Source organism: Exilibacterium tricleocarpae (genome assembly GCF_007004655.1).
GTDB classification, from domain to species: domain Bacteria; phylum Pseudomonadota; class Gammaproteobacteria; order Pseudomonadales; family Cellvibrionaceae; genus Exilibacterium; species Exilibacterium tricleocarpae.
The window spans coordinates 331,647-345,737 of sequence record NZ_ML660093.1; the positions used below are offsets into that span (position 1 = coordinate 331,647).

Annotated in this window: 12 protein-coding genes; 8 read left to right on the plus strand and 4 right to left on the minus strand. The window is 56.8% G+C overall.

The window, feature by feature from the left end:
• The first annotated feature begins 377 nt into the window (after positions 1 to 377).
• The 3 genes from fadB to FKG94_RS12930 all read left to right on the plus strand — a co-directional run bounded on the left by fadB (position 378) and on the right by FKG94_RS12930 (position 4,676).
• A complete protein-coding gene (gene fadB, locus FKG94_RS12920) occupies positions 378 to 2,534 on the plus strand; it encodes a fatty acid oxidation complex subunit alpha FadB (RefSeq protein ID WP_142904747.1) in 2,157 nt (718 codons plus the stop codon).
• Positions 2,535 to 2,562: 28 nt separating this feature from the next.
• Positions 2,563 to 3,738 (plus strand): acetyl-CoA C-acyltransferase FadA, encoded by a 1,176-nt coding sequence (fadA, locus tag FKG94_RS12925; RefSeq protein ID WP_142904748.1) that lies wholly within the window; start codon positions 2,563 to 2,565, stop codon positions 3,736 to 3,738.
• 371 nt (positions 3,739 to 4,109) lie between these two features.
• Entirely contained in the window at positions 4,110 to 4,676 is a 567-nt protein-coding gene (locus tag FKG94_RS12930; RefSeq protein ID WP_142904749.1) for a GNAT family N-acetyltransferase, read from the plus strand.
• A gap of 15 nt (positions 4,677 to 4,691) precedes the next feature.
• On the opposite strand, the gene FKG94_RS12935 is transcribed toward FKG94_RS12930, so the two are convergent.
• From FKG94_RS12935 to FKG94_RS12945, 4 genes are all read right to left on the minus strand, one after another.
• Entirely contained in the window at positions 4,692 to 5,258 is a 567-nt protein-coding gene (locus FKG94_RS12935) for a methylated-DNA--[protein]-cysteine S-methyltransferase (RefSeq protein WP_142904750.1), read from the minus strand.
• An 89-nt stretch (positions 5,259 to 5,347) separates the two neighbouring features.
• Positions 5,348 to 5,494, minus strand: coding sequence for a hypothetical protein (locus FKG94_RS28750; protein WP_179957631.1), 147 nt, complete (start codon positions 5,492 to 5,494; stop codon positions 5,348 to 5,350).
• A gap of 48 nt (positions 5,495 to 5,542) precedes the next feature.
• Positions 5,543 to 6,061, minus strand: coding sequence for a DUF3237 domain-containing protein (locus FKG94_RS12940; RefSeq protein ID WP_142904751.1), 519 nt, complete (start codon positions 6,059 to 6,061; stop codon positions 5,543 to 5,545).
• A 10-nt stretch (positions 6,062 to 6,071) separates the two neighbouring features.
• Entirely contained in the window at positions 6,072 to 6,548 is a 477-nt protein-coding gene (locus tag FKG94_RS12945) for a nuclear transport factor 2 family protein (RefSeq protein ID WP_142904752.1), read from the minus strand.
• Between the two features lie 79 nt (positions 6,549 to 6,627).
• Here FKG94_RS12945 and FKG94_RS12950 point away from each other — a divergent pair, with 79 nt between their 5' ends.
• From FKG94_RS12950 to FKG94_RS12970, 5 genes are all read left to right on the plus strand, one after another.
• On the plus strand, positions 6,628 to 7,158 hold the full coding sequence (locus FKG94_RS12950) for a MarR family winged helix-turn-helix transcriptional regulator (RefSeq protein ID WP_218943515.1): 531 nt from the start codon (positions 6,628 to 6,630) through the stop codon (positions 7,156 to 7,158).
• A 219-nt stretch (positions 7,159 to 7,377) separates the two neighbouring features.
• Positions 7,378 to 8,418 carry a LacI family DNA-binding transcriptional regulator gene (locus FKG94_RS12955; RefSeq protein ID WP_142904753.1) on the plus strand — a complete coding sequence of 347 codons (1,041 nt, stop codon included), beginning with the start codon at positions 7,378 to 7,380 and terminating at the stop codon, positions 8,416 to 8,418.
• A 367-nt stretch (positions 8,419 to 8,785) separates the two neighbouring features.
• Positions 8,786 to 11,335 carry a TonB-dependent receptor gene (locus FKG94_RS12960; protein WP_142904754.1) on the plus strand — a complete coding sequence of 850 codons (2,550 nt, stop codon included), beginning with the start codon at positions 8,786 to 8,788 and terminating at the stop codon, positions 11,333 to 11,335.
• A gap of 248 nt (positions 11,336 to 11,583) precedes the next feature.
• Positions 11,584 to 12,291, plus strand: a complete 708-nt coding sequence (locus tag FKG94_RS12965; protein ID WP_142904755.1) for a SapC family protein — start codon at positions 11,584 to 11,586, stop codon at positions 12,289 to 12,291.
• Positions 12,292 to 12,385: 94 nt separating this feature from the next.
• Positions 12,386 to 13,942 (plus strand): tryptophan halogenase family protein, encoded by a 1,557-nt coding sequence (locus tag FKG94_RS12970; protein WP_142904756.1) that lies wholly within the window; start codon positions 12,386 to 12,388, stop codon positions 13,940 to 13,942.
• Positions 13,943 to 14,091: the final 149 nt, after the last annotated feature.

Consider the following 14,091-nt stretch of genomic DNA (forward strand, 5'->3'; position numbering starts at 1 on the left):
GCCGGTACAGGGTATTTTTCAGCCTTCCGAAGCGAGGACCTCTGCCGGCGTGAACCGACCAGTGTGGCACGATCTTATAATCCCCAAGCCTCCAAACCACCCTGAAAACCCGCGCAAATGCATCCTCACTGACAACATACCGGCCATAACTCCCAGATACATCTATAGTGTAGGTGTAAGTGCAAGCCCCTATTTGTCAGTCAATAGGAGCGAATTTGTCATTGAGGCGCCTTCCTGAATCCCTAATCCTTAGCGGTCTGGAAGATGCCGACCTGACGCAGCGATCCAGGAGGTCGCCTAACTTGCCCCTCATGGCGATATATCCAGCGTCGAGGTCCGGGCAGTCACCGTTTTCTCTCATTTTAAGAGGCTGATAGATGATCTATTCAGGTAAAGCCATCACCGTTAGTGCGCTGGAGAATGGCATTGCGGAGCTGAATTTCGACTTGCAGGGCGAATCGGTTAACAAGTTCAACACGCTCACCACCGATGAGCTGCGCCGGGCCGGTGAGGCGCTGGCCGCCGCCGGCGGCATCAAAGGGCTGCTGGTGACCAGCGCTAAAGACGTCTTTATCGTCGGCGCCGATATCACTGAGTTCGGCAAGAACTTCAACCTCTCCGAAGCGGAGATCGCCGAGGCGGTATACGCCACCAATCAGTATTTCAACGCAATCGAGGATTTACCTTTCCCCTCGGTGACGGCCATTAACGGCTACGCTCTCGGGGGCGGGTTGGAGATGGCGCTGTGCACGGACTACCGGGTTATGTCGAGCAGCGCGAAAGTCGGCCTGCCCGAAACCAGACTCGGCATTATTCCCGGATTTGGCGGCACTGTGCGCCTGCCGCGGCTGATCGGTCCCGACAATGCCGCCGAGTGGATCGCCGCCGGCAAGGACCAAAAAGCCGAGGCGGCCATGGCCTGCGGTGCTGTGGATGCGGTGGTCGAGCCGGACTTGCTGCGCGAGGCGGCACTGGACCTGCTGCAGCAGTGTATCGACGGCAAGCTGGATTATGCCGCCAAACGCGCCGAGAAAAAGGCGCCGCTGCAACTCAACGATATCGAGGCCATGATGTCGTTTGAGACCGCCAAAGCGGTGATTGCCGGGCAGGCCGGGCCCCACTACCCGGCGCCGGTCAGCGCCATCAAGACGATTCAGAAAGCGGCCAAGATGGAGCGCGACGAGGCGCTGCGCGAAGAGGCCAAAACCATTGCCAAGCTGGCGAAAACCGAGGTGGCAAAAAATCTGGTCAGCCTGTTTCTCGGCGACCAGGCGTTGGGCAAGGCCGCCAAGCAGTGGGCGTCACAATCGGAAGACGTGAAACAAGCCGCCGTGCTCGGTGCGGGTATTATGGGCGGCGGCATCGCCTACCAGTCCGCCTATAAAGGTACCCCCATCGTTATGAAGGATATCAACCAGGCAGGTATTGATCTGGGACTTTCAGAGGCCGCCAAACTCTTATCAAAACTGGTCGAGCGCGGGCGTATGACCGCCGATAAAATGGCCGGTGTGCTGAATCAGATTACACCGACACTCAGTTATGACGGTTTTGACGCGATCGACCTGGTGGTAGAGGCCGTGGTGGAAAACCCTAAAGTCAAACATGCGGTGTTGGCAGAGGTCGAGGGCAAGCTCGCCAAGGACGCTATCCTGACCTCCAATACCTCGACCATCTCGATCGATTATCTTGCCGAACCCCTGCAGCGGCCGGAGAATTTCTGCGGTATGCACTTCTTCAATCCGGTGCACAAGATGCCGCTGGTAGAGGTGATCCGCGGTGCGAAAACCAGCGATGCCGCGGTGGCGCGCACGGTGAATTACGCGCTGGCGATGGGCAAGAAGCCGGTCGTTGTGAAGGATTGCCCCGGGTTCCTGGTCAACCGTATTCTGGCTCCCTATATGGGTGCCTTTATGGGCATGATGCGCGACGGCGCCGACTTTACCAAAGTCGATAAGGTGATGGAGAAGTTCGGTTGGCCCATGGGCCCCGCTTACCTCTGCGATGTGGTCGGTATCGATACCGGCGTGCACGCCGGTGAGGTGATGACCAAGGGCTTTCCCGAGCGCATGTCCCGCGATTTTAAAACCACCAGTGAAATTCTGTTCGAAGCCGATCGCTACGGCCAGAAAAACGGCAAGGGTTACTACGCCTACGAGACCGACAAGAAAGGCCGGCCGAAGAAGGTGGTCGATGAATCTGTCTGGGAGCTGTTTGCGCCGCACTGCGAAGCGCGCCGCGACTTTACCGATGAAGAGACGATCGACCGGGTGATGATTCCGCTGTGCCTGGAGGCGGTGCGGTGTCTGGAAGAGGGCATTGTCGCATCGGCCACCGATCTGGATATGGCGTTGATTTACGGCATCGGTTTCCCGCCGTTTCGCGGCGGCGCTCTGCACTACATCGATGACATGGGCGTGGCTGAGTTTGTCGCCAAGGCGGATAAGTACGCCGAGCTGGGGCCTCTGTACGCGCCCACTGATCGTCTGCGTGAAATGGCCGGCAACGGCGAAACTTTTTTTTCGCCTGAGCACTGACACGCCTTAGGCTATAGGAGATAGAATCGTGAGTTTGAATCCGAGAGATGCCGTTATTGTCGACTTTGCGCGCACCCCCATGGGCCGCTCGAAAAACGGTTGTTTTCGCAACCGCCGTGCCGAAGACCTGTCTGCCGATCTGGTCAACGGCCTGTTTGCCCGCAACCCGAATGTGGACCCCAACGAGGTGGAGGACGTGCTCTGGGGCTGCGTCAACCAGACCAAGGAGCAGGGCTTTAATGTCGCCCGTATGTTTTCTCTGCTGACTGTAATTCCCCACACCGCCGGCGCCCAGACTATCAGTCGCCTGTGCGGTTCGTCCATGTCGGCACTGCACACCGCGGCCCAGTCGGTGATGACCGGCAACGGTGATGTGTTTGTTGTCGGCGGGGTGGAGCATATGGGTCATCTGCCCAATGGTTTTGGCGTCGATCCGAATCCGCGTCTGGCCAAACATGTGGCCAAGGCGGCGGGCGCCATGGGCATGACCGCGGAATTTTTGAGTATTATGCACGGCATCGGCCGCGAGCAGCAGGACGCTTTTTCTGAACGTTCCCATCGCCTGGCCCACAAAGCGACCGTCGACGGGCGTTTTGCCGATGAGATCATTCCGATTGAAGGGCACGATGAGCGCGGTTTTAAGGTTAAGGTGGTCGAGGATGAAACCATTCGCCCGGATACTACCCTGGAGGGTTTGGCTAAACTGCCGCCGGTATTCAATCCCAAGGGTGGCACGGTAACCGCGGGCAGTTCTTCACAGATTACCGACGGCGCTTCGGCGATGCTGGTGATGTCGGCCGAGCGCGCCCAGGCGCTGGGTATTGCGCCGGTTGCCAAAATTCGCGCTATGGCGGTGGCGGGTGTGGACCCGTCCATTATGGGCTATGGGCCGGTGCCGGCCACGCAAAAAGCCCTGGAGCGCGCCGGCCTCAGTATGGACGATATTGATTTCTTTGAACTCAACGAGGCCTTTGCCGCCCAGGCGCTGCCGGTGCTGAAGGATATGAAGCTGCTCGATAAAATGGATGACAAGGTCAACCTGCACGGTGGCGCGATTGCACTGGGTCACCCTTTCGGTTGTTCCGGAACGCGCATTACCGGCACCCTGTTGACCGTGATGCAGCAGAACCAGGGAACGCTGGGTGTATCGACTATGTGTGTCGGCCTGGGGCAGGGCATTACAACTGTTCTTGAAAGAGTATAGGCGACTTTTTTACAGGCGTTGCGCGGGGCGATGGCTTTGCGATTGTCGGGAGCGCTCCCTTTAGAGGGGGCCGCCCGGCGTAAACCGGCTCCAGTAACGCAGTTTCGATACCCGACTACCAGCAACTGACTATCCTGTTTCCGTTTGGGTTTTTGAGGGGAGTGCCACCCGTCACGGGCCGCGCCGGTACAGGGTATTTTTCAGCCTTCCGAAACCAAGACCTCTGCCATTGGGCACTGTTTGCTACTACACTTCACTGTCGGCACGAGATTTCAGCGTAGGGCTGAAAAACACCCAGTACCACCCCGTCCCTGGTTGGGCAGATGATCAAAACCCTGATGCCATAGCCTGGCGGTAAGGAGGACGAATCAGTGTATGAAACCAGAGCGCTCGACGAGACGACCTGGACGGATTTCGCGCATCTGGTCGAGGTGAATAACGGCGTCTGGGGCGGATGCTGGTGCACGTGGTACCACGGGAAGGATGCCAGTGCGGACGGCGACTCTCCAGCTCTGAAGCGCAAGGCGAAAGAATGCCTCGTTCGCCAGGGCAGGGCGCATGCATCGCTTGTATTCGAGGGGGAGGACTGCGTGGGTTGGTGCCAATTTGGATCGCCAGAGGAACTTCCGCGAATCCATAATCAGCGTGCCTATCTGGCCACCGCTTCGATGTTACCTGACTGGCGGATCACCTGCTTTTTTTCCGGCAAGGGTCATCGCGGCAACGGCGTAGCGTCGGTCGCATTGGAAGGTGCAATCGAGCAAATCAAGACATTAGGTGGTGGGTGCGTCGAAGCGTTCCCGGAAAACACCGAGGGCCGAAAGGTCTCGGCCGCATTTCTTTTCAACGGTGCCCTGTCCATGTTTGAGCGGCACGGTTTCAAGCGATCACGGCAGATCGGGAAGCACAGGTGGGTGGTGACAAAGACCGTCACTTAATGTGCAGCGCTGGAGTCACCTTCGCGGCTTTGCCGCCATCGGGAGGTGACCGAACAATCCCTGCTGCTCTCCAATAGATGCCCCCTCGATTGTGAGTAGCTTGAGTTTGGTCTCGGTTCCGCCGTGCGCTGAAAAGCCGGTGAGCCGGCCGTTCGCACCAATAACGCGATGACAAGGGACGATAATTGGAAAAGGATTGCGCCCCAGCACCTGGCCAACCTTTCGGGCGAGCAGTTTGTCGCCGAGCCGGGAGGCGATATCCCCGTAGGTGAGTGTCTCGCCGGCCGGGATAGTGCGCGTGGCAGCATACACTTTTTTTGGGAACGGGCCGACTCCACTGAAGTCGCAGACAATGAAAGACAGATCCGTTCTTTTTCCTTCGAGCAGCCCAGTGATTGATCGAATGGCGCGACGAATACGAGCAGGTGGTTCACCCCATTTCGATCCCGTTCGCGCAGTCAGACGGGCCGCTGTCGCGGCGGACGCCACCTCTGGCAGACATGTTGCGATGACCTTGTCGCCATACCAGGCGATACCGCAGTCGCCGACCGGAGTCGGGAACAGCGTGCCATATGTGGGCATGTCAACCCTTAAGGAAGGCATTGAAAGCGACGACGGCGATCGGGCAATGTATCCGCACTTGCCGTTATCCCTTATCTCGCGGCCTGCACCTAACTCGACGTGGCAAGAGCCTCGAAACCGAGCAAAGCCAACATTCGTGCCGAGCAGCCATCGAAAGCATTGGCGGTCACAAAAAGACCCGGTCTCTCATCTAAGGCGACAAAGGCGCGCGCTTTTTCTGACTGGTTAATTGACATATTCGAAATCTCCAGACTTAACTGTTGGGGCGTGCATGCCCTGCTATCTCACGTAACCGCGAAGAAACGATGGATCGGGCCACCGTCACCGGTTCTGGATTTGGTGACGGCGATAATACTGTTGAGCCAGGCATAGCGCGGGTCACTGGTTTCAAATTGCGGTGCCGCACGAAAATAATAGCGCCATGCGCCTGCCGGGTCGTCCGGCTTTTCAACATCAAACGCATATTCGGCGTCTTCCGGCGCCGACCAGAACCGGCCTTGCCAATGAAGGTAGAGCAAGGCATTGTCATGTGTCTCCAGGCAGAAGCGCACATCCAGCACACCCGTTCCGTCCGGGCGGATGCGTATCCAGTCCGCACCTGAGTCCGGCACCACGCGTCCGCGCAGGTGAGGTCCTTCGAACGTCCCGCCTTTTACCAGGAAGATCACGCGTTTGCCGTCGGGTGTCGGTCCCACATCCATAGCCGGCAGGTGAAGTTTTACACGTGCTTCAAACAGGAACTCGAGTCCGGGCGGGCTGTCCGCGTCCCAGTCCGCCTCGTTGGATTTGAGATGATCAAGCATATCGATCCCCTTATTGTGTCGCCGCTGATGGCGGCGACATGCCGAAAATGTTCTTCCACATGCCGTCAATGGAAATCCCGGATTGGGTGGCGATCTGGGCCAGATCGCACATGAAATGCTCGGTTGCGATCAGATCCTCCTTGAAGGTCATCCGTATTGTTACCGGGATCGCGATCAGGCGTCCGTTGGGCAACATACCACTCGCATCGCTCGCCTTGGCAGCCATCGTCATGCGGACTCCACCCCAGCCGACAAAGTGTTTGCCGTCCGCAACATAGCCCTCGAAGCTTACTTCGTAATCCGGATAATTGGCGAAGAAATGCGTGAGCAGAGCTGCATTTTCCGCTTTGCCACGAGCGATCGCACCCCAAGCCGGTGAGGTCAGTTCGATGTCGTCGTGCATGAAAGTGAGGGCGGCGGCGACATCCTGCCGGTTCTTGGCCGCGCCCAATCCAGCCGCGAGCTGATACATGCGTTCGGGGGTCATAGCAGCTCCCTGTATAAGCAATCAGGGTGAAACTATATGCATAACGCATATATATGTCAATCCTGTAATTGAAAACATTATGCGTTATACATACACTGCTGGCATGGATCGCACGACAAACCTGCTGGGCGCGCTTGCCCTCGCAATTACAGACCGGATCAGGTCCGGCATGAAACACACCTTCGATCGCTCCGGGGAATCGGCTGCGGCAATCGTTGTTCTCGGATATGCGCCCGGCCTGTCCGTCGAAATTCTTCGCCAGGTGCTCGATCTTTCACATCCCGGCACTGTGCGTTTGATCGACCGCCTGGAAGAAGACGGCCTCGTCGAGCGACGCAAGGCTGCCGATGGTCGAGCTGATGGCCGAGCTGTTGCGCTGCACCTAACACCAAAAGGCGGCAGGCTGCGCCGGCAACTGATGGACCGTCGTCTTGATATGCTGGAAGCGGCCCTCAAGGGACTTACTGCTGACGAGCGGTCGGTTCTCGGTGACTTACTCGCAAAGGTCTTGACGAATCTGCCGGAAACCGAAATGGCAAAACACCGCATTTGTCGTCTCTGTGCCGTTCGGACGTGCTGCAACTGTCCTATTCCGGGGCGGGCGATTTGATTGCTCACTCAGGGCTGCGCTGGGCCACCCCTGCGGCTGTTCAGGAAGGGGTGTGAACCTCACCCTCCAAAAGTCCCTTCCCGATGGGACAGTTCCCAATTCCCGGGGTACGCGTTAAACTGTTTCGGATATCAACGGGTTAGTCGGCTGAGGCGGCGAACCTTCCGAATGATTTACGCTGACCGGCAAGGGCGATTTCCCGCGAGGGCACACTGATATATGAAGGCAACCATTAAGGACGTCGCCAAACTGGCAGGAGTCTCCTTTAAAACTGTTTCCCGCGTTATCAACAATGAACCCACGGTGGGCCAGGCGCTCCAGGAAAAAGTCTGGGAAGCGGTCAAACGGCTCAATTACCAGCCCAATCTGTCGGCCCGCCACCTGCGCGGCAGACCTTCCTCCATCGGCTATCTCTACGACAATCCCAACAGTCACTACGTTATTGATATTCAGCATGGTATTTTGGAGGAATGCCGGCGGCAGGGGTATGAGCTTGTTATTCATCCCTGCAATGCCAAGTCTCCCGATCTGGTCGAGGAGGTGGCGGCCATGATCCGGCGTTCCCAGGTGGCGGGCCTGGTGTTGACACCGCCGCTGTCGGAGATGGACTCGGTGGTGAAGACGCTGCTCGAGCAGAAGGTGGCGTTTGTGCGCATTCTGTCCGGCACCGCCGTGCCCGATGAGTTGTCGCCCTGCGTCTATATCGACGACCACCACGCCGCCATGGATATCACTCAACACTTGATCGATTTGGGGCATCAGCATATCGGTTTTCTCGGCGGGGACGAGGCGCACAAATCCAGTATCGAACGCCTGAATGGCTACCAGGAAGCCTTGAAAAAAAACGGTCTCGAGGTGGAACCGCGCCTGATTCTGGAAGGGGAGTATTCGTTTGAATCCGGCGTCCAGCGCACCAAGCAACTGCTGCGTGAGGCGCGCAAGCCCAGCGCCATTTTTGCCTGTAACGATGAGATCGCGGCCGGTACGTTATTCGCCGCGCGCTTGATGGGTATTACGGTGCCCCAGGAGCTGTCGATCGTCGGCTTTGAAGACAGCCCCTTTTCCCGCCAGACCTGGCCCAAGCTGACCACGGCCAGGCAGCCCAACAGCACCATCGCCCAGGCGGCTACGGCACTGCTGATCGACCGCATGAAGTCGGATCGGCAGGGTGCTGAATCCGGCGATGAAACTCTGCAAAACGGTTTTCATCCCAAACTGGTGATTCGTGATTCCACCTGTCCGGTGCCGGCCGATATCTGAGCCGTTTGTTTCAGGGAGCCGCCGGGCCGGCAGTGGCACCGACCCGGGTGATCTGCCCCTCACGGCAGTGACTTTAGCTGAGAGGTGCCAATTGACCGGTCTGTCTCCAGTATTTTTAGTCGAGATCGGCAAAATAATCGCACTATTTTCAATTACTTATCTCTCTAAGCAGAACCGCCTCGGCGATCTGCCTCCGGCTTGCTTCACAACCTTGACTTGAAATCACCCACAACTTCGAGTGGTTTTTGCTAGTGGTGTCCCAAAATCTCATTGACAACGTTGTCTGCTGTGTATTACTGTTTCGACAACGTTGTCTCGGCAGCGCTAAAACAATAGACTCAAGAAAGCAGAGCGAGGGGAGGATCTCATGTCAGAGAAGCTTAGAGAAGCTGTGCGCATTGCCAACAAAGCCTTGGTGGTTTGTGGTTCGCTGGGTGCGCTGGCCTTAAGTACCAACACGGTGCTGGCACAGGACGGAGCGGAACAAGTCGACGAGATTATTGAAGTCGTCGGCCTGCGCGCAAGCTTGCAAAAAAGCCTGAATGTTAAGCGTTTTTCCGACAATATCGTGGATGTCATCACCGCTGAGGATATCGGCAAGTTCCCGGATAAAAACGTGGCGGAGTCGCTGCAGCGGGTGCCTGGTGTGACGATTCAGCGCCAGTTTGGCGAGGGTTCGGGGGTGTCGATTCGCGGCGCCGGCGAGGACCTGACGCTGACCACACTCAATGGGCAAAATGTAGCCTCGACGGGCTGGTTTGTGCTCGAGCCCGCCAAGCGCAGCTTTAACTATGAATTATTGCCCTCTGAACTGGTGGGCGACGTCCAGGTCTTTAAAAATTCCCGCGCTGACCTGGCAGAAGGCGGTGTGGGTGGCACCGTGGTGGTCAAGACCCGCCGGCCGCTGGATTTGGATGCATTGAGTCTACACGGCTCCCTGGAGGGGCAATACCAGTCTGATTCCGAGGAGACCGACCCGCAGTACTCCGGTCTGGTCAGTTGGAAAAATGCTGCGGAAAATTTTGGTGTGCTGGTCTCCGCCGTGGCCCAGGAACGCAGTTTATTGCGGCAAGGCAATGAAGCGTTTTGGGCCTGGGGCGCCGGGCCTGTCGCTTTTCAGCAGGAGCGCGAACGCACGGCTTTAACGGCGACCTTTCAGTATCAGCCGACCGAAGACCTGGATATTGTCTTCAATGCCATCGATATGGAAATGGAGGCCGATAATACCAATTATGCGCTCTGGTTTACGCGTGCCGAAAGTGACGATACCGTGAGGGTAGACGGCACACCGGTAAGCGGACCACTGAATATCGCTTTTTACCAGGCGCGACCCCGTGAAGCCACCATGAATTCGGAAGTATTCGACCTGGATGTCAATTACACGGGGGACGGCTACACTCTCCACTTCCAGATAGGTGAAACCACCTCTACCGGCGGTACCGATTTTGAGATGGTTGTCAACGACGAGCAGCAACCCGCCCTCACCAACGGCACCTACGACTTCAGCGGCAGCGGCCAGCGTTGGAATATTCCCGGTTTCGATGTCAACCGTTATGATCCGGGTGTGGTCAGTATGGCGGGCGGACCGAACTTCAACCGCACACCGAAGACAGATGAAGAAAGCTATGTCCAGGGGGACGCAGAGTTCGAGGTGGATTTTGGTGTGATCAAGTCGATTAAGACCGGATTGAAGTACGCCGATCACAACACGACCAGCCGACGTTTTGAATTTATCCAGGCCGATGACTTCAACCCCGTCATTTCTACGGCAGATTTCAGCAGCGGCAGCATCGATGCCGGGGCGGGTAATTTTCGTCTGCTGGAGCTCGATACCGACGCCGTGAAGTCATGGGCCAAGAGCAGTATTATCGGCCAGACTGAAGACCTGGGCTCCTACAGCGAAATCGATGAAACCAATGTGGCCGCCTATGTGATGGCATCGTTTGACACCGAGGGTATGCGCGGTAACTTTGGTGTTCGGTATATCACCACTGATGCCACATCGACTTACTTTCTCGACGGCGTAAGAACAGAAGACGACGCGGATTACTCTGAGGTACTGCCCAGTTTTACCCTGGCAATGGACTTGGCGGATGACATGCTGCTGCGAGTGTCGGCGGCCCGGGCACTGGCGCGGCCCCAATATGTCGATATGTACGTTAATCCCAACACGCTCGGGACTGATGACGATGTGCCGGACAACCAGTTTTGGGTCCTGGGCAATGTCGCCTTACAGCCGTTTGTAGCCGATCAGTTTGATCTCGGTATCGAGTGGTACTTCACTGATGATTCGCTGTTGTCACTTGCCTATTTTTCAAAAAATGTGAAGAACTTTGTCACCTTTACCCAGAGATCGGCGACAGCGGCGGAAATTCCGTTTGATTTGCCGCCTGAAGAAGCTGTAAACGGCTGGACAGTCCAGGAAAAAACCAATGGTAAATCTGCCACCATTGAAGGCTTTGAATTCCAGTATCAACATGACTTCGGCAATGGATTCGGTGGCATCTTTAACTATACCTATACCGATACTGAGACCGATAGAGATACTTTTACTGACGGCAATCCGTTCCTGAGTGACAGCTCCAAGGACTCTTTCAACATTACCGGTTACTACGAAAACGAGTACATTCAGGCCCGGCTGGCCTATAACTGGCGCAGTGAATATATGCTGCGGGAAACCGGCGCCTACGGTAACCGCCTGCACGACGATTTCGGCTCGCTGGATATGAGCGCCTCCTGGTCGGTCACCGACAACATCGATCTCAAACTCGATATCGTTAATTTACTGGAGGAGGAGGCCGAGCAGTTCGGCAACGATCCGGTACCGCGGGATAACAGCGGTTTTAATCGCGGCTTCCCGCTATATGAGTACGAGATGGCCCGCCGTATTGCCCTGGGTGTGGCTTTCAGGTACTGAGGGTCAGACGCTGTCGAAAAAAGGGAAGCACCGCTTCCCTTTTTTTTGCTAAAAAATTTGCGTTATACTGCGTCCAATCCGGCGATAGCGCGAAGAAACCGCGTTATGAATAAGGCGTAAATATGAATAAGGCGTAAAGTTAAGTCACCGATAGGTATGAATAGAAAGTGCTAACAGAAAGTACTAATAGAAAGTACTAATAGAAAGTACTAACAGAAAGTACTAACAGAAAGTACGAATAAAAAAGTATGAGTAAAATAGTCCCCCTGCACAAAGATCGCCACCGGGATCTGAAGGTAGAGCCTGCGCTCAATGTTGACGCCGCAAGATCCCAGCATATGCTGCCGCTGATCGCGCAGGAGTTTGTGGCGGCCAGCACTGAATTTCCCATTGTCTTTGTCAAGCATGCCGAGACCGGGCAGTTTCAACCGGTGCTGCTACTGGGGCTGCAGGCGGGAGAAAACCTATACCTCAACGCCGCCGACTGGAGCAGCCTGTTTATTCCCGGCTGTATCCGCAATCAGCCGTTCAAGCTGGTGCAAAACGATGCCGATCGCGAGCAGCTTATGGTCGGCGTGGACGAAGCCAGTATTCAGTTACAGACCGATCGGGGTGAGCGGCTGTTCGAGGACGACGGCACTGAAAGCCGCTACCTCCAGCACCGCAAGCAGGCCCTGGTCGATTATTATGACGGCGAGCAGGTGACGCGCGCTTTTGTCGGCCGCCTGGCAGACGCCGGCCTGCTAACGGCGCGGAGCCTGGTTGTCGAGGTGCAGGGCGATAAGGCCGAAATCGACGGTATCTATGTGATTGATGAAAAACGCGTTAACGAACTACCGGATACGGCTTTCAACGAATTGCGTCGCCGCGGTTTCTTAGCGCCGATCTATGCACACTTGATCTCGCTACAGCAGGTGCGCCACTTGTCGCGACGGAAAGAAGCACTGTCCCTGTAGCCGGCCCGGGAGTGCCCGGTCCCGATTGCCCAAACGCCGCGCCTGCCGGTGCCGTGTGGCTCGCAGAGATGATTCGCAGAGGTGATACGACGCTATGGACTCCAGGGATGCCATCAAACATATCATTATCGTCGGCGGCGGTGCCGCCGGTTGGTTGAGCGCTTGTCACCTGGCCAAACGGCTGCACGCCGACAGGTCCGGTGCCGTCAAGGTCACCCTGGTGGAGTCGAGCGAAATCCCCACCATCGGGGTGGGGGAGGGCACTGTGCCTGCCATCCGCCAAAGTCTGCGCAGTCTCGGTATCAGTGAAAGCGAATTTGTCCGCGAGTGCGATGCGACCTTCAAGCAGAGCATCAAGTTTGTCAATTGGCTGCGACCGGAAGCTGAAGGCGGGGACTGCTATCACCATGTGTTCGACTACCCGAATATTACCGATATCGATTTGACACCCTACTGGCTGTTGGGCGCTGCGGAACAAACCTCCTATGTCGATGCCGTGTCGGTGCAGGGGCGAATTTGCGATCGGGGGTTGGCGCCAAAAAATATCACCCAGGCCGAATATGAGGGCATCACCAACTACGCCTACCACCTGGATGCCGCCAAGTTCTCCCGTTTTCTGACCCGACACGCGACCGAGCGGCTCGGCGTGCGCCATGTGCTCGCCAGTGTGCAGGATGTCGAACTCAATGACTCGGGCGAGATCAGCGCTATTGTGACCGACAGCGCCGGCACTCTCAGCGCCGATTTTTTTGTCGACTGCACCGGTTTTGCCTCGCTGTTGTTGGGCCGGAAAATGGCGGTCGGCTTCACCGACAAAAGCGACGTGTTGTTTGTCGATCACGCCGTGGCCATGCAGGTGCCCTATGCCGCCGCCGACACCCCCATCCCGAGCCACACCATCGCCACGGCCCAGGAGGCGGGCTGGATATGGGATATCGGCTTGTCGGCCCGGCGCGGCACCGGCTATGTCTATTCGACCCGCTACACCGACCACGAGCGGGCAGAGCGTGTACTGCGGGCATATATCGGGTCGGCTGCGGATAAACTGGACAGTCGCCGCATACCGATGCGGGTCGGTTACCGGGAAAAATTCTGGCACAAAAACTGTGTGGCGATCGGGTTGTCCCAGGGTTTTGTCGAGCCCCTGGAAGCGACCGGCCTGTTGGTTTACGACGCCACGGCGCGCATGCTGGCGGAACAGTTTCCCGCCTGCAAAGCGGCGATGCCGGAAATCGCTCGGCGTTTCAACCGACATGTGCAGTATGGCTGGGACAGGGTGATCGACTTTATCAAACTGCACTATTATCTGTCCAAACGCGATGACAGTGATTTTTGGCGGGACAACCGCAGACCCGACTCGGCGCCCGCCAGCCTGTTGGACAATCTGGCGCTGTGGCGCTACCAGCCGCCCAGTGACTACGATTTTCCGAGCCGTTTGGATATTTTCAATCTGTCCAACTACCTCTACGTGCTTTACGGCATGGAATTTTTCACCGATATGGAGACCCTGGCACACCGATTCCCCGAAACTGCCCGTGCCCGTCAGGCGTTTGCTTACACCGAACGGGTTTTTCAACAGGTCGCCGGCGGACTCCCCGGACACAGAGAGCTGATCGAGCGGGTACGGCAATTCGGTTTTCAGAAAGTCTAACGGCTACTTTAGAAGGGCACCCGGGGCTGCTACCACGATTGGCATGCCAGATACGGAGACCCTGATGACAACGTTGTCTGTCGGGGGTTACCCATATAAGTAGCTGTTAGCAGGCAGAATTACAACTTGACATCTGAAAGATCCCAGAT